Origin of the sequence: Staphylococcus parequorum, from assembly GCF_039237145.1 — a bacterium.
Lineage (GTDB): Bacteria > Bacillota > Bacilli > Staphylococcales > Staphylococcaceae > Staphylococcus > Staphylococcus equorum_A.
The window spans coordinates 2235712-2251036 of the sequence record NZ_CP150682.1; the positions used below are offsets into that span (position 1 = coordinate 2235712).

Annotated in this window: 16 protein-coding genes; 3 read left to right on the forward strand and 13 right to left on the reverse strand. The window is 33.1% G+C overall.

Going from position 1 to position 15325, the window contains the following annotated elements; genetic code table 11:
• From AAA453_RS10985 to AAA453_RS11035, 11 genes are all read right to left on the reverse strand, one after another.
• A complete protein-coding gene (locus AAA453_RS10985; RefSeq protein ID WP_427704973.1) occupies positions 1-1074 on the reverse strand; it encodes an ABC transporter substrate-binding protein in 1074 nt (357 codons plus the stop codon).
• Positions 1074-1883 (reverse strand): ABC transporter permease, encoded by an 810-nt coding sequence (locus tag AAA453_RS10990; protein WP_285322965.1) that lies wholly within the window; start codon positions 1881-1883, stop codon positions 1074-1076. The genes AAA453_RS10985 and AAA453_RS10990 overlap by 1 nt, the downstream gene beginning before the upstream one ends.
• A 5-nt stretch (positions 1884-1888) precedes the next feature.
• Positions 1889-2692, reverse strand: coding sequence for an ABC transporter permease (locus AAA453_RS10995; protein WP_427704976.1), 804 nt, complete (start codon positions 2690-2692; stop codon positions 1889-1891).
• Entirely contained in the window at positions 2679-3779 is a 1101-nt protein-coding gene (locus tag AAA453_RS11000; protein ID WP_427704978.1) for an ABC transporter ATP-binding protein, read from the reverse strand. The genes AAA453_RS10995 and AAA453_RS11000 overlap by 14 nt, the downstream gene beginning before the upstream one ends.
• Positions 3780-3791: 12 nt before the next feature.
• Positions 3792-4331, reverse strand: coding sequence for a helix-turn-helix domain-containing protein (locus AAA453_RS11005; protein WP_427704980.1), 540 nt, complete (start codon positions 4329-4331; stop codon positions 3792-3794).
• Between the two features lie 166 nt (positions 4332-4497).
• A complete protein-coding gene (locus AAA453_RS11010) occupies positions 4498-4776 on the reverse strand; it encodes a UPF0223 family protein (RefSeq protein WP_427704983.1) in 279 nt (92 codons plus the stop codon).
• Positions 4777-4926: 150 nt separating this feature from the next.
• Positions 4927-6333, reverse strand: coding sequence for a dihydrolipoyl dehydrogenase (gene lpdA, locus AAA453_RS11015; protein WP_069816402.1), 1407 nt, complete (start codon positions 6331-6333; stop codon positions 4927-4929).
• A 3-nt stretch (positions 6334-6336) separates the two neighbouring features.
• Positions 6337-7632, reverse strand: coding sequence for a dihydrolipoamide acetyltransferase family protein (locus tag AAA453_RS11020; RefSeq protein ID WP_427704985.1), 1296 nt, complete (start codon positions 7630-7632; stop codon positions 6337-6339).
• A gap of 150 nt (positions 7633-7782) precedes the next feature.
• On the reverse strand, positions 7783-8760 hold the full coding sequence (locus AAA453_RS11025; RefSeq protein ID WP_057511840.1) for an alpha-ketoacid dehydrogenase subunit beta: 978 nt from the start codon (positions 8758-8760) through the stop codon (positions 7783-7785).
• A gap of 3 nt (positions 8761-8763) precedes the next feature.
• Positions 8764-9876, reverse strand: a complete 1113-nt coding sequence (pdhA, locus tag AAA453_RS11030; RefSeq protein ID WP_285322956.1) for a pyruvate dehydrogenase (acetyl-transferring) E1 component subunit alpha — start codon at positions 9874-9876, stop codon at positions 8764-8766.
• Positions 9877-10140: 264 nt separating this feature from the next.
• A complete protein-coding gene (locus AAA453_RS11035; RefSeq protein WP_069816410.1) occupies positions 10141-10767 on the reverse strand; it encodes a YkyA family protein in 627 nt (208 codons plus the stop codon).
• 126 nt (positions 10768-10893) lie between these two features.
• Here AAA453_RS11035 and def point away from each other — a divergent pair, with 126 nt between their 5' ends.
• On the forward strand, positions 10894-11445 hold the full coding sequence (gene def, locus AAA453_RS11040) for a peptide deformylase (RefSeq protein WP_057511837.1): 552 nt from the start codon (positions 10894-10896) through the stop codon (positions 11443-11445).
• Positions 11446-11504: 59 nt separating this feature from the next.
• On the opposite strand, the gene AAA453_RS11045 is transcribed toward def, so the two are convergent.
• Positions 11505-11777, reverse strand: coding sequence for a hypothetical protein (locus tag AAA453_RS11045; RefSeq protein WP_285322953.1), 273 nt, complete (start codon positions 11775-11777; stop codon positions 11505-11507).
• Between the two features lie 509 nt (positions 11778-12286).
• Here AAA453_RS11045 and AAA453_RS11050 point away from each other — a divergent pair.
• A complete protein-coding gene (locus AAA453_RS11050; protein ID WP_002508008.1) occupies positions 12287-12502 on the forward strand; it encodes a DNA-dependent RNA polymerase subunit epsilon in 216 nt (71 codons plus the stop codon).
• Positions 12502-14352 (forward strand): ribonuclease J1, encoded by a 1851-nt coding sequence (gene rnjA / locus AAA453_RS11055; protein WP_285322952.1) that lies wholly within the window; start codon positions 12502-12504, stop codon positions 14350-14352. Before AAA453_RS11050 ends, rnjA begins: the two co-directional genes overlap by 1 nt.
• 170 nt (positions 14353-14522) lie before the next feature.
• Here the strand turns inward: rnjA and AAA453_RS11060 are convergent, their stop codons facing one another.
• Positions 14523-15266 carry an HAD-IIB family hydrolase gene (locus AAA453_RS11060; RefSeq protein ID WP_427704987.1) on the reverse strand — a complete coding sequence of 248 codons (744 nt, stop codon included), beginning with the start codon at positions 15264-15266 and terminating at the stop codon, positions 14523-14525.
• Positions 15267-15325: the final 59 nt, after the last annotated feature.

Below are 15325 nucleotides of genomic sequence, written 5' to 3' on the forward strand. Positions count from 1 at the left end.
TTATTTTAATGACATTTTAAAATTTAAAAATCTTTCATTATATTCACTTAACGCCTCTTCACCTAAATCTTTATAAACTTCTAAATTGGCTTGTTCTTCCTTTGTTGGATAAAACCGTTCATCATTTTTTATGCTTTCAGGCAATTGAGTTCTTGCTGCCTTATTAGGTGTCGCATAGCCCACCCATTCTGTATTTTGTTTACTATGTTCAGCATCTAATAAAAAGTTCATAAACTTATAGGCACCTGCTTTATTTTGTGTGGTCTTAGGTATAACCATATTATCAAACCACAGATTTGAACCTTCTTTTGGAACTACATAATCAAACTCTTCATTTTGTTGTACAATTGGAGCTGCAACACCGCTCCATACCACTGCAATATTTGCTTCATGCTGTTCTAACATCATTGAAATTTCATCACCTACCACGCCTTTAACATTAGGTCCTAAACGCGTTAAATCTTTCTCAGCTTCTGCTAAATATGACGAATGCGTCTCATTTATACTATAACCTAATTTATTTAAAGCTACACCTATCATTTCTCTCGCACCATCTACTAATAATATATCATTTTTATATTTTGCTTTATAAAGCTGATTCCATGACTCAAAATTATCATTTGGATATACATTTTTATTGTAAATAATACCTACAGTACCAAAAAAATAAGGTATTGAATACGTATTATCTTCATCAAATGGCATATCAAGATAATCTGCATCAAGATTTTTCATATTAGGTAGTTTCTCATGATTTAGAGGTAATAACAATTGTTGTCTTTTCAATTTTTGAACTGTATAGTCACTCGGAAAAGCAACATCATAATGAGTGCCACCATTTTTAATTTTGGCTTCCATCGCTTCATTTGAATCAAATGTTTCATAAACGACTTCTATTCCTGTTTCCTTTTGGAATTGTTTTAATAAACTAGGATCAATATATTCTCCCCAATTATAAACATAAATTTTTTCACCAGTCTCAGAGTGCTGCTTTGAAGTGAATCTTTGGCTGATAAATAAACATATCAAACCAACGACAATAGAAATTATAATTAACTGTAAAAAACGTTTCATTATAATATACCCCGTTTCACTTGTTTTTTATGCTTAAGTATTTTTTTAATAAAATAATACCCTAGTATACTTAACATAATACCAACAAATAAAATGGTAGATATTGCATTAATTTCCATGCTAATACCTTTTCTTGCCATTGCATAAACTTCTACGGAAAGCACACTAAATCCATTACCAGTAACAAAGAAACTGACAGTGAAATCATCTAATGAATAGGTCAACGCCATAAAAAAGCCCCCGGTAATTGCTGGCATTAAATGAGGCAACATTACCTTATTCAATACTTGAAACTCCGTGGCACCTAAATCACGAGCCGCGTTTAATGTATGATTATTCATTTCATACAATTTAGGTAACACAATGATTACCACAATAGGAACACAAAAAGCAATGTGTGAAATAAGTACCGTTATCAACCCAAGACCTATACCAGTAAAATGTCCTATAGCAGTAAACATAATTAAAAATGAAGCGCCAATAACAACATCAGAAGATACCATTAAAACATTATTTAATGTAAGTAATGAAACTTTTAATTTCTTGTTTTTTAAATGATATAAGCCAATTGCACCTAATGTTCCTATTACAGTAGCACATCCAGCGGCTAATAATGCTACACCAATCGTATTAAAAATGACAGACATTAATCGGTCATTATTGAATAACGATTGATAATGTTCCAAAGTAAAGCCATCAAAATGAACCATATTACCAGCAGCATTAAACGAATAAACCATTAAAAATAATATTGGAGCATATAAAATAGTAATTAATATACCGATATATAATTTGCCATACCATCTCATATGATTCACCTTTTCCTATTCGTAACATTAGTATTCGTAATAATTAAGATGAACGCCATAAATACGATTAAAAACAACGCAATCGTTGAACCCATTCCATAGTTTTGTATCACTAGAAATTGTTCTTCTATGGCTGTCCCAATATTAATCACTTTATTACCTGCAATAAGTCTCGTAATCATAAAAAGCGACAATGCTGGTATAAACGTGACTTGAATTCCTGTCAGTACACCTTGCTTCGTAAGTGGTAGGATGATTTTTCTAAATGTTGTTAGCTTATTCGCACCTAAATCACTTGAAGCTTGCAAAATATTTTCAGGAATATCCTTCATACTATTAAAAATAGGTAAAATCATAAATGGAATATAAATATAACTTGCTACTATTAAAAAAGCAGGAACAGTAAATAACAATTCCATTTTAGGCAAATGTAAAAAATTCATTATTTGATTGATAATACCATCATGACTGAAAATGCCTATAAATGCATAGGTCTTCAGTAGTAAATTAATCCAAGTTGGTACGATGAGTATAAGTAACCATATATTTTGATGTTTAGATGAACTTATAAAATACGCAGCTGGATAGCTTATAAGTAGCGTTATACACGTAATTGCTGCAGCAAAACATACCGAGTCCCAAATCATCGTGAAATATTTCAATGAAATCATCTGTTTATAATTTTCCAATCCAAAATGCCCTTGCATATCAATAAACGAGAAATAAACAAGAAGCATCACAGGAACAACGATAAATAAAACCATCCACATTATATAGGGTATAAATAAAAATATATTAATCTTGCGCATAATCGATTTCCTCGTAACTTTCAATACGCTTATCAAATTCAGCTTCACTTTCACCTGGTACCATAATATGAATTGCTTCTGGTTCAAAGTATAAACCAACTTTACTATTAAGTTCTGCTTTTTTAGTAGAGTGAATCAGCCATTCGTAACCTTTACTATCAATGCAATTGATTTCATAATGTACACCTCTGAAAAGCATAGAAACAACTGTCACTTCGAATAAACCTTGCTCCAGTTGAATCAAGGATATATCTTCCGGCCTAATCACTACTTCTACATGCTGTTGTGATGGTATACCCATGTCTACACATTCTAAATCTTGACCGTAAATATTCACAATATAGTCCTTTATCATTGTGCCTACAATAATATTTGATTCTCCTATGAAATCGGCAACGAAACGATTTACTGGTTCGTCATATATATCAGTTGGCGTGCCAAATTGTTGTATTTTACCATTTTTCATTACAAATATATAATCACTAAGCGCTAACGCTTCTTCCTGATCATGTGTAACAAAAATAAATGTTATACCTAATCTAGATTGTATTTCTCTTAATTCATACTGCATTTGCGTTCTTAATTTTAAATCAAGTGCTGATAAAGACTCATCTAATAATAATATTTCTGGCTCATTCACGATTGCACGTGCAATTGCAATACGCTGTTTTTGCCCCCCACTCATACCTTCAATTGTTCTATTTTCATAGCCAGTGAGTTTAACAAGATTTAATGCTTCTTTCACTTTTTTATTAATGGCACTTTTGTTCATTTTCTTTAATTTTAATCCAAAAGCAACATTATCATATACATTTAAATGCGGAAATAATGCATAGTCTTGAAATACTGTATTCACCTTGCGTTTGTTTGCTGGTATATGATTAATTGACTGATTTTGATATATAATATCGCCTTCATCGGCTTGTTCAAATCCTGCGATAAGTTTTAAAATTGTTGTTTTACCACAACCAGAAGGCCCAAGTAATGTATAAAAATGACCTGACTCAATATCTATATTAATTTTATCTAATATGGGTGTATCATCATAAGCTTTACTTACAGCATTAAACGATAATAACGGATTCATTTGTGCTTCCTCCTATAAATATGATGCGGTTGCAACAATCATAACTCGAGCTTCATTTGGTGTAGAATTAATTAATCTATGTTCTTGCTTTGCTTTAAAATAAAGCGCATCTCCCATTTCAGCATGAAACGCATTACCACCTAACATTAATGTAACTTCACCCGCTAAACAATATATAAATGTATCCGAATTTGAAGGTTCAAAATTTTTATATGCAGTATTTCCATTTAAAGTAATTATAAGTGGTTCCATTTCAAACTCATTAGATTGCGAAATTGGCCAATGAAGTATATAGCCTTTGTCATGTTCATCATAAGTAACTTGTGATGCCTTTTTATATAATACTTTCGGTTCTTCAGGCTCTTTGAAAAAATCACTTGCGCTTGTACCTAAAACATCTAAAATATTCAAAAATGTTTCCATACTTGGTGAAGCATATTGATTCTCAATTTGAGAAATATAGCCTTTTGATAAATCTGTGCGTTCAGCTAAGTCTCCTTGAGTGAGATTTTTTATTTGTCTTAGTGTTTTAATCTTCTTACCTATATTCATCATGACATCCTTTATATAAATTAACTTTTTAGGATTATACGGCATTTTATGATGTGCACTACACTAAAATTTCGCAAAAATAAAAAAGCTATATACTGTTTACTTTTATCAAACATTTTATTTAATGCTTAATAAAAATATCAGAATATAGCTTATATGACAATAGTTATTTTTTAGTTGCACTAAAAAACTTTTGACTGTTGTCAGTTTGAACTGTTTTTACTGCTTGGTAACTATTATATCCACTACTTTTTTCGAATTCTTTAAAAATCTGTTTTTCTTCTGCTTTTCCAGGAACGATTGTTTTGAATTGTCTGTAACGATCTAATAATAATTTACCTTCTACTTTTGATTCATAAAAAGATTCTACAGCATTGAAAAATGATACAACTTGCATCATTTCATCATTTGACCAATCAAGGTCTATCGGATATTGATACTCCATATAAGTATCCCTCCTACTTTTCATCAAATATTTTAGTTTCTTTTAGATGTTATATTTTAAAATAAAAAAAGGGAGCGGGACAGAAATCAAAATTTGATTTCGTATTCCCGCCCCCACAAGGCTATCGTTATATCTGTTACAACAATGAAATTACATTGTGTGTACTGGTAAACCTATAGCTTTTTCAGCAGCTTCCATAGACATTTCACCTAACGTTGGGTGAGCGTGTACAGTTAATGCTAAATCTTCAGCATTCATTCCAGCTTCGATTGCTAAACCTAACTCAGAAATAATATCAGAAGCGCCAGTACCAACTACTTGGGCACCTACTAATGTATTATCTTCTTTAAGCGTAATAAGTTTAACAAAACCAGTAGTGTCATCTAATGATAACGCACGGCCGTTAGCTGCATAAGGGAATTTAGAAGCAGTAATTTTTAATCCTTCTTCTTTAGCTTGAGCTTCTGTATAACCTACTTGAGCAAGTTCTGGCTCAGTGAAACATACAGCAGGCATACCGATGTAATCTACTTCTGATGCTTCACCAGAGATTACTTCAGCTGCTACTTTAGCTTCATAGCTTGCTTTATGCGCAAGTGGTAAACCAGGAACGATATCACCAATTGCAAAAATGTTTTCGATTGAAGTACGGCTTTGTTTGTCTACTTCGATTAATCCACGTTCTGCAAATTTAAGACCTAATTCTTCTAAGCCTAATTCATCAGTGTTAGGACGACGACCTACAGTAACTAATACATAATCAGCATCGATTGTTTGTTCTTCGCCATTTACTTCGTAAGTTACTTTAACGCCGTTTTCAGTTTCTTCAGCAGATTTAGCCATAGCTTCAGTTACAATGTCAACGCCTTTTTCTTTCATACCTTTTTTAACAGGTTGCGTCATTTGTTTTTCAAAACCGCCTAAGATATCTTTAGCGCCTTCTAAAATAGTAACTTCTGAACCAAAGTTTGCAAAAGCAGTTCCAAGTTCAGAACCAATATAACCGCCACCAACAACTACTAATTTACCAGGAACTTCTTGTAAATTTAGAGCGCCAGATGAATCAATTACACGATTTCCAAACTCGAAGTTAGGGATTTCAATTGGTCTTGAACCAGTTGCAATAATCGCGTTTTTAAAGTTATATGTTTGAGCACTTTTCTCATCCATAACACGTAAGCTATTGTTATCAACAAAGTAAGCTTCGCCTTTAACGATTTCTACTTTATTACCTTTTAACAATCCTTCAACGCCGCCAGTTAATTTTTCAACTACTGATTGTTTGAATTCTTGAACTTTATTAAAATTAAGTGAAACACTTTCAGCAATAACACCTAAATTTTCTGAGTTCTTAGTTTCATCATAACGGTGTGAAGCGTGTAACAATGCTTTAGAAGGAATACATCCAACATTAAGACATACGCCACCTAATGTGCCTTTTTCAACGATTGTTACTTTTTGACCTAACTGTGCTGCACGAATTGCTGCAACATAGCCTCCTGGTCCTGCTCCGATTACAATAGTGTCTGTTTCAATTGGGAAATCTCCAACTACCATATTTTACCCCTCCATTAATAATAATTCTGGATTATTCAATAAACGTTTGATATGATTCATAGCATTTTGGCCAGTAGCACCATCAATTTGTCTGTGGTCAAAGCTTAATGATAATGATAATACTGGTGCAGCTATTATTTCTCCATCTTTAACAATTGGTTTTTGTGCAATACGGCCAATGCCTAATATAGCTACTTCTGGGTGATTGATTACTGGAGTGAACCATTGTCCACCAGCAGAACCGATATTACTAATCGTACATGTAGCATTTTTCATTTCATCTGCAGCTAATTTTCCGTCACGTGCTTTAACAGCAAGTTCGTTAATTTCGTCTGAGATGCTGAACATTGATTTACGGTCTGCATGTTTAACAACAGGAACTAATAATCCTCTGTCAGTGTCTGCAGCAATACCGATGTTCCAGTAATGTTTGTGTACAATCTCGCCAGCATCTTCGTTAAATGAAGTGTTAAGCGCTGGATATTTTTTAAGTGCAGAAACAAGTGCTTTAACAACATAAGGTAAGAAAGTTAATTTAGTACCTTGTTCAGCTGCAACTTCTTTGAATTTTTTACGGTGATCCCATAATTCTTGAACATCAATTTCATCCATTAATGTTACGTGAGGCGCAGTGTGTTTTGAGTTAACCATTGCTTTACCAATTGCTTTACGCATTGCAGGTATTTTCTCAGTTGTTTCTGGGAATTCGCCTTCTGTAGAAACTGGTGTTGATTGTGCTGCACTTGAAGTTTCTTCAGTTGTTGTAGCTGCACTTTCATTTGAAGCTGCTTCTCCGCCACCATTTAAGTATGCGTCCACGTCTTCTTTAGTTGTACGGCCATTTTTACCTGAACCTGAAACAGCTTTAATGTTAACGCCATTATCACGAGCATATTTACGAACTGAAGGCATTGCTTTAACACGTTTGCTTTCATCTATTTCTTCGTCTTTAGAAGCTTGTGCAGGTGCTTCTTCTTTAGTGCTTTCTTCTGCAGGTACTTCTGTTTCTTCACTTGCTGAATCGTCACTTTCACTACCTTTGAATTGCATTTCTTCTGCATCTGGTGAATCGATTTTTACGATTGTGTCACCAACAACTGCTACAGTACCTTCATCTACTAGTACTTCTTCAATAGTACCTGAAACAGGTGATGGGATTTCAACAACTGATTTATCGTTTTGTACCTCAGCTAAAATATCGTCCTCTTCAATTGTATCTCCAGATTTAATAAACCATTTTACAATTTCACCTTCGTGGATACCTTCACCAATGTCGGGTAATTTAAATTCAAATGCCACGTTATTATCCTCCTAAAAATTCATATTAAGTCAAAAATTAGAAATTGAGCGATGAACAATTAAGTCACTATCTCATGCTATAAATATAAATTTGGATGAAGTAGGTGTATCAACTAAACTGATATCATCCTACTTCATTAAATATATATATTAAAATTCTAAAGTTTCTTTCGCTTTTTCAATGATGTCGTTTTTGTTTGGTAACCAAACATTTTCAGCTTGTGTAAACGGATAGACTGTATCTGCCGCTGCAACACGAGCGATTGGCGCTTCTAATGAAAGAATAGAGCGTTCTGCTAATTCAGAAACAACTTGTGCTCCAACACCAGCTTGACGTTGCGCTTCTTGGATTACTACAGCACGTCCTGTTTTTTCTACTGAAGCAACAAGCGTTTCGATATCGATTGGTTGAACTGTACGTAAGTCAATAACTTCTACTGAATAACCATCTTTTTCTAACTCTTCTGCTGCTTTTAATGACTCTTGTACCATTGCACCATATGCAATAAGTGTAATGTCATTACCTTCTTGTTTCACACTTGCTTTACCAATTTCGATTGTGTACTCTTCTTCAGGTACTTCATCACGGAAAGAGCGGTATAATTTCATATGTTCTAAATATACAACTGGGTCATTACTTCTGATTGCTGAGATTAATAATCCTTTAGCATCATACGGATTAGACGGAATTACAACGTGTAAACCTGGTGATTGAGCTAAAAGACCTTCTAAGTTGTCAGCATGCAATTCTGGTGTATGAACGCCACCACCAAATGGTGCACGAACAGTAACAGGTGATTGTTTAGAGTTACCAGAACGGAAACGCGTACGCGCAATTTGTCCTGCTATAGAGTCGAATACTTCAAATACAAATCCTAAGAATTGTACTTCCATTACTGGACGGTATCCTTGAGTAGATAAGCCTAAAGCTAGACCACCAATACCAGATTCAGCTAAAGGTGTATCAAATACACGGTCTTCACCGAATTCTTTTTGTAAACCTTCAGTTACACGGAAAACACCACCGTTAACACCGACGTCTTCACCGAAAAGTAAAACATTTTCATCGTTTTGTAATTCGGTTTTAAGCGCGTTGTTAATCGCTTGAACCATTGTCATTTGTGCCATCGGTTACTTCGACTCCTTCTCTTTATAGATTTCATATTGCTCTGCTAAATGTTGAGGCATTTCTTCATACATGTTTTCCATCAAGTCAGTAACTTTTTGTTTTTCAGTATTATCTGCCTCTTTAATAGCAACTTTAATTTCAGATTTTGCACGTTCGATAACTTCATTTTCTTTATCGCCAGTCCATAAACCTTTATTTTCAAGATATTTTCTGAAACGAACTAATGGATCCTTTTTCTCCCATTCAGAATCTTCATCAGATGTTCTGTATTTCGTTGGGTCATCTCCAGCCATAGTATGTGGACCATAACGATAAGTGATTGTTTCAATTAAAGTTGGACCTTCACCATTAACAGCACGATCACGCGCTTCTTTAGTTGCTTGGTATACTGCTAAAGCATCCATACCATCAACTTGAATACCTGGGATACCAACTGCAATAGCTTTTTGAGCTAATGTAGTAGCAGCAGTTTGCTTGCTACGTGGCGTTGAAATCGCATAATTGTTATTTTGTATAACGAAAATTGCAGGTGCTTTATATGCAGAAGCAAAGTTAATACCTTCGTAGAAATCACCTTGTGACGAACCACCATCACCAGTATAAGTAATTGCTACAGCACTTTTACCACGTTTTTTAATACCAAGCGCTACACCAGCAGTTTGAACATACTGTGCACCGATAATAATTTGTGGGCTTAATGCGTTAACGCCTTCAGGCATTTGATTACCTTTAAAGTGTCCTCTTGAGAATAAGAAGGCTTCAGTTAAAGGTAAGCCTTGCCAGATTAATTGTGGAACATCACGATAACCTGGTAATATAAAATCTTCTTGTTCTAAAGCGTATTGTGAAGCTAATTGCGAAGCTTCTTGTCCTGCTGTAGGAGCATAGAAACCTAATCTCCCTTGTCTATTTAATGAAATAGAACGTTGGTCAAGAATACGTGTCCAAACCATTCTCTCCATTAATTCAACTAATTGCTCGTCTGATAAATCTGGTACTAGATCTTCATTAACGATGTTACCATCTTCATCCAAGATTTGGATCATTTCAAATTGAGATTCAGTATCTTTCAATACTTTCTCTGCATCGAATTGGGCTTTTAATTTCGGAGCCATTCAATTCACCATACCTTTCCCGTATAATAGAAACTTATTTTATCCTTCAATATTGTACCACAAAACTGTTACACTGTTAAATAATTTGAAAAAGTTCTGTAATACTTAAGACAAGTACAGTTTTTAATCTGTACCACTGTTTTTCATAGCGCTGTACTACTCCAAAACCGAGTCACTATAAAGTAATTTCCTTAAAATTGTAAGCGCCCTCATATCATATGCTATAACGTAGCTATTTAAAATTCAAATTTATCGCTTTTAAATTTAAGAAAGATTGTCTACATCTTCTTTTTCTTTGTTCACTTTATTCATTGCATCCGAGTATTTTTCAAATGATTTATTCATATTTTTATATGATTTCGAAACCGCTTCTGCTTTATTGTCTATTTGCTCTTGACTCACTTCGTCACCCGAAGTGTATCCAAACATATCTTTTTCCTTATTCAAAATGTTTTTATATGCTTTGGCGTATTCATCATGTGCTTTGTATTTATCTTTAAGCGCTTGATTCAATTGTGTCACTTCTTTTTTCTTATCTTCATCGCTTATATTATCAACATGCTTTTCAGCTTTTTTAAATGCTTTTTCTGAGTTATCTAAAGCTTCTTCTTCTTTTTTAAATGTTTTTTCTCTTTCTTCAACATTGTCCACGACTTTTTTCGAGGTATCTTTCACTTCTGCTTGGTCTTTACCATTAATTTGCTCAACTAATTTTTGCTTGTCTTGTTCAAGACTATTTAATTTCTTCCCTACTGAAGATACAGGTTTCTCTTCATCAAATGCTTTTTGTACTTTTTCATTATAATCTTCTATTTCACCTTTGTCTGTTGTACACCCCGCTACTAACATTGTAGAAGCGAGTATTGCACCGATGCTATACTTTAATTTCATTTTTTGAGAAATCCTCCTTTATTTGTGTGTTATATTATATAATATTTTATAAGAAATCAAATGTATCACTGTATTTTAAGCGTTAAACTTTGGTATATTTTATATTAAGGAAGGTGTATGAACAAAATGATAACAATGAAAGATATTATCCGAGATGGTCACCCCACACTTCGTGAAAAAGCAAAAGATGTAACAATACCGCTTTCTGACGAAGATCGTGAAACTTTAAAAGCTATGCGCGAATTTTTAATTAATAGCCAGGATGAGGAAACAGCTAATAAGTATGGACTTCGCTCAGGAGTTGGACTTGCTGCTCCACAAATTAATATTGCCAAAAAAATGATAGCAGTTTATTTACCAGATGATGGTGATGGCAAAAGTTATGATTTAGCATTAGTTAACCCTAAAATCATGAGCCACAGCGTTCAAGAAGCTTATTTACCAACTGGCGAAGGTTGTTTAAGCGTAGATGAAAATATTCCAGGACTCGTCCACCGTAAATATCGAATCACGGTAAAAGCTACAGATATAGATGGTAATGACGTGAAATTACGTTTAAAAGGTTACCCAGCTGTTGTCGTTCAACATGAGATAGACCATATTAATGGCGTAATGTTTTATGATCATATTGATCCAAACAACCCACTTACGCCACATGAAGATGCAGTAGAAGTTTAAGCTATTAAAAATAATATGCCGTTAGCACATTGAGGATTTCTCAAAGCTAACGGCATTTTTTACATAAAGTCATCTCTTCGTTCAGTAAATGGTATATCTAATTTTTTGAGTTCTGTCTTTAAATCGTTTAATTCTTTAATGTCTATAAATTCTGGGTCATGATTATGTTTAACGTAATTTTGATCACCATTTACAGTATCAATTATTTCATTATAATTAAAAAACATGATTACTTGTTCTGTACGGATTTCAAAAGTGATATCTTGAAATATTTTATCGTTTCGATTTTTTTCTTTTTTAACATCTTCTATAATTCTATTCACTCGATCCATTTCTACCACCCTTACCCATCTATCGTTTCTATAATTTAATATATTACTCTATGAAATATTAAATAATAACTCTCTTTCATCATAATTAACTTTCAACGCACACTCAAGTTTTATGATGATTTATTACAGTATTTTACATAACTAAAGATTTGAATTTGCTGATTAAATATTAATTATAATAAAAATGAAATTATTTGTACTTATTAAAAGAGGCACTAAAGATAAAACTGCTTTATTTATTCTACTACATCATGTAAAATGAGAAATAACTGAAAACATATGAAACATAAGTGTTTGTAGTTTTCTAAACGAACGAACTGAAGATCTCCCTAGAAACATACTGGGCAAAAAAACTAGTATGTTCTATTTATATACAGTATCAGCGTCCATGCATAATTAGAAGTGCAGTTAATTTCAAATAACCAATGGATACTTAACACTTTTATATTACTAGGGTTTTACTATACAAAATTAAAAATCACACATGATTTTAGGAGGAAATATATAAAATGGCAGTATTTAAAGTTTTTTTTCAAAAAACAAAAGAAGAAGTAATAGTACGTGAACACACACAAACAATTTACGTTGAAGGACAAACAGAAGAACAAGTAAGAAGATATTTAAAGGATCGTAACTTTAACATTGAATTTATTACTAAATTAGAGGGCGCACATTTAGAATACGAAAAACAATCAGATCACTTCAATGTGGAGCAAGCTGAATAATGAAACAAATTCACAAAAATGAAGTTGCGGTTTATGCGCTTGGTGGCTTAGGCGAAATTGGTAAAAATACTTATGCCGTTGAGTATCAGGACGAAATCGTTATTATCGATGCAGGTATCAAATTCCCTGATGATAATTTATTAGGTATCGACTATGTCATTCCTGATATTACTTATTTAGAACAGAACCAAGATAAAATTGTTGGTCTGTTTATCACTCACGGACATGAGGACCATATAGGTGGTGTGCCCTACCTATTAAAGCAAATTAATGTGCCTATATATGGTGGACCATTAGCTTTAGGTTTAATCAGAAATAAATTAGAAGAACATCATTTATTAAGAACTGCAGAACTTATTGAAATTGATGAAAGCAGTGTCATAAAATCTAAGCATTTTGAAGTTTCATTCTATCTAACTACACATAGTATTCCAGAAGCATATGGTGTTATCGTTAACACGCCAGAAGGAAATATTGTGCATACGGGTGACTTCAAATTTGATTTCACACCAGTTGGTGAACCTGCAAATATAGCTAAAATGGCAAAATTAGGTGAAGAAGGCGTACTTTGTTTGCTTTCTGACTCTACTAATTCACTTGTACCAGACTTTACGCTAAGTGAACGTGAAGTGGGTCAAAATGTTGAAAAGATATTCCATGATTGTAAAGGTCGAATCATATTTGCTACATTTGCATCAAACATTTACCGTGTGCAACAAGCAGTTGAAGCTGCAATTAAACACAATCGTAAAATTGTTACATTTGGTCGTTCAATGGAAAACAACATTAAGATTGGTATGGAATTAGGCTATATCAAAGCACCACCAGAAACGTTTGTTGAGCCGAATAAAATCAACACCGTACCTAAGCATGAATTATTGATTCTATGTACAGGTTCTCAAGGTGAACCAATGGCAGCATTATCTAGAATTGCCAACGGGACACATAAACAAATTAAAATCATCCCTGAAGATACAGTTGTATTTAGTTCTTCACCTATTCCAGGTAATACGAAAAGTATTAACCGCACAATAAATTCACTTTATCGTGCAGGTGCTGAAGTTATTCATAATAAAGTATCTAATATTCACACTTCTGGCCATGGTTCTAAAGGCGATCAACAATTAATGTTACGTCTGTTACGCCCTAAGTTCTTTTTACCAATCCATGGTGAATATCGTATGCTAAAAGCACACGGTCAATCAGGTATTGAGTGTGGCGTTGAACCAGATAATGTGTTTATCTTTGATATAGGTGATGTCTTAGCATTGACACATGACTCTGCTAGAAAAGCTGGTAGAATTCCATCAGGTAATGTATTGGTTGATGGTAGTGGTATTGGCGATATCGGTAATGTAGTCATTCGTGATCGTAAATTATTATCAGAAGAAGGTTTAGTGATTGTCGTTGTAAGCATAGACTTCAAAACAAATAAACTACTTTCTGGACCTGATATTATCTCACGTGGTTTCGTATACATGCGCGAATCTGGACAATTGATTTATGATGCACAACGTAGAATCAAAACGGATGTTATTTCAAAATTAAATCAAAATCCAGAGATTCAATGGCATCAAATTAAATCATCAATCATTGAAACGTTACAGCCTTATCTATTTGAAAAGACTGCACGTAAACCAATGATCTTACCAGTCATTATGAAAGTAAATGAAGATAACAACCAATCATTTGCTAAGAAACCTAGCCCTAAAAATGACAAACCTAAAAACAACAACACGAAAGCACCAACAAAAAATCCAAAGCCTAACAATCAAGACAAGAAAAAAAACAATAACAATCCAAAACCTAAACCTAAAAAAGATGAAACAAATCAATCATCCGAATCATAGGTATTATAAAACAGTCCACACAATGTTTTGACATTGTGTGGACTGTTTTGCTATGACTAATCTATTTTATACAAATTGATTATTTTGCTGTGTAAAAGAGTTCTATAATTTCGACTGCTTAAGATGGTACTTTTTAAGTCTTGTACCATTGATTAACATACCTCGTTTAATTAATAGTATTTTAATGATTCTGCAACCGAAAAAGTATTGTTTTGTATTTGTTTTACATTAGAAAACGATAGCATTTCTATATTATCTCCTACGCAATAGGATTTTTGAGCATGCTTGAGTAATTCAAAATCATTTATATCATTTCCGTATGCTATATATGGTTTTGAACTAATAATCTTTATTAAAGTTGTATACTTGTTTATTTCTTTAGCTGTTATATCGATGTTATTTTCAACATTATGATAATTTATAGATAAACTATCCTCATATTTTTTCAATTGTATTTTTAAACATTCAAATAGTTTATCTGATAATCCAATTAAGATAATCTTAATTGGATTATCTATTTCACTCATCTTTAATCTTTTTGCCATTCTATCGGGATCTAACTGTTTAAATATTTTGCTATTTTCATTTACATTTGCAGCGTAATCAAACGATCCATCAATTATATAATTCAAACTATTTTCATTAATCATATTTTTTAAATGTTCGTACTCATTAGAGGGGATATGTTTGATTACTGAGATGATTTTATTCTGAGAAATAATTGACCCATTACCACCTATTAAAGTTTTATTTTCAAAACCTCTAACTACAGGTAGTAAATCTCTAATTGGACGAGCAGATGCGAATATTATTTGATGCCTTTCTTCTAACCTTTTTAATTCACTACGTATGTCTGTATCTATATCACTACCATTAAAACAAATTGTTCCATCTACATCCATGACAATAATCATATGCACACCTCCTATATTTTCGATAATATATTACCATATAACACCCTTTTATTAAAAAG

Coding starts and splice junctions, on each gene's coding strand:
- AAA453_RS11005 (WP_427704980.1), bottom strand. CDS start 4,331: ATGAATATAGGTAAGAAGATTAAAACACTAAGACAAATAAAAAATCTC.
- AAA453_RS11045 (WP_285322953.1), bottom strand. CDS start 11,777: ATGGATCGAGTGAATAGAATTATAGAAGATGTTAAAAAAGAAAAAAAT.
- def (WP_057511837.1), top strand. CDS start 10,894: ATGATAACAATGAAAGATATTATCCGAGATGGTCACCCCACACTTCGT.
- AAA453_RS11010 (WP_427704983.1), bottom strand. CDS start 4,776: ATGGAGTATCAATATCCGATAGACCTTGATTGGTCAAATGATGAAATG.
- AAA453_RS11000 (WP_427704978.1), bottom strand. CDS start 3,779: ATGAATCCGTTATTATCGTTTAATGCTGTAAGTAAAGCTTATGATGAT.
- AAA453_RS10985 (WP_427704973.1), bottom strand. CDS start 1,074: ATGAAACGTTTTTTACAGTTAATTATAATTTCTATTGTCGTTGGTTTG.
- lpdA (WP_069816402.1), bottom strand. CDS start 6,333: ATGGTAGTTGGAGATTTCCCAATTGAAACAGACACTATTGTAATCGGA.
- AAA453_RS11050 (WP_002508008.1), top strand. CDS start 12,287: ATGGCAGTATTTAAAGTTTTTTTTCAAAAAACAAAAGAAGAAGTAATA.
- pdhA (WP_285322956.1), bottom strand. CDS start 9,876: ATGGCTCCGAAATTAAAAGCCCAATTCGATGCAGAGAAAGTATTGAAA.
- AAA453_RS11060 (WP_427704987.1), bottom strand. CDS start 15,266: ATGATTATTGTCATGGATGTAGATGGAACAATTTGTTTTAATGGTAGT.
- AAA453_RS11035 (WP_069816410.1), bottom strand. CDS start 10,767: ATGAAATTAAAGTATAGCATCGGTGCAATACTCGCTTCTACAATGTTA.
- AAA453_RS11025 (WP_057511840.1), bottom strand. CDS start 8,760: ATGGCACAAATGACAATGGTTCAAGCGATTAACAACGCGCTTAAAACC.
- rnjA (WP_285322952.1), top strand. CDS start 12,502: ATGAAACAAATTCACAAAAATGAAGTTGCGGTTTATGCGCTTGGTGGC.
- AAA453_RS10990 (WP_285322965.1), bottom strand. CDS start 1,883: ATGAGATGGTATGGCAAATTATATATCGGTATATTAATTACTATTTTA.
- AAA453_RS10995 (WP_427704976.1), bottom strand. CDS start 2,692: ATGCGCAAGATTAATATATTTTTATTTATACCCTATATAATGTGGATG.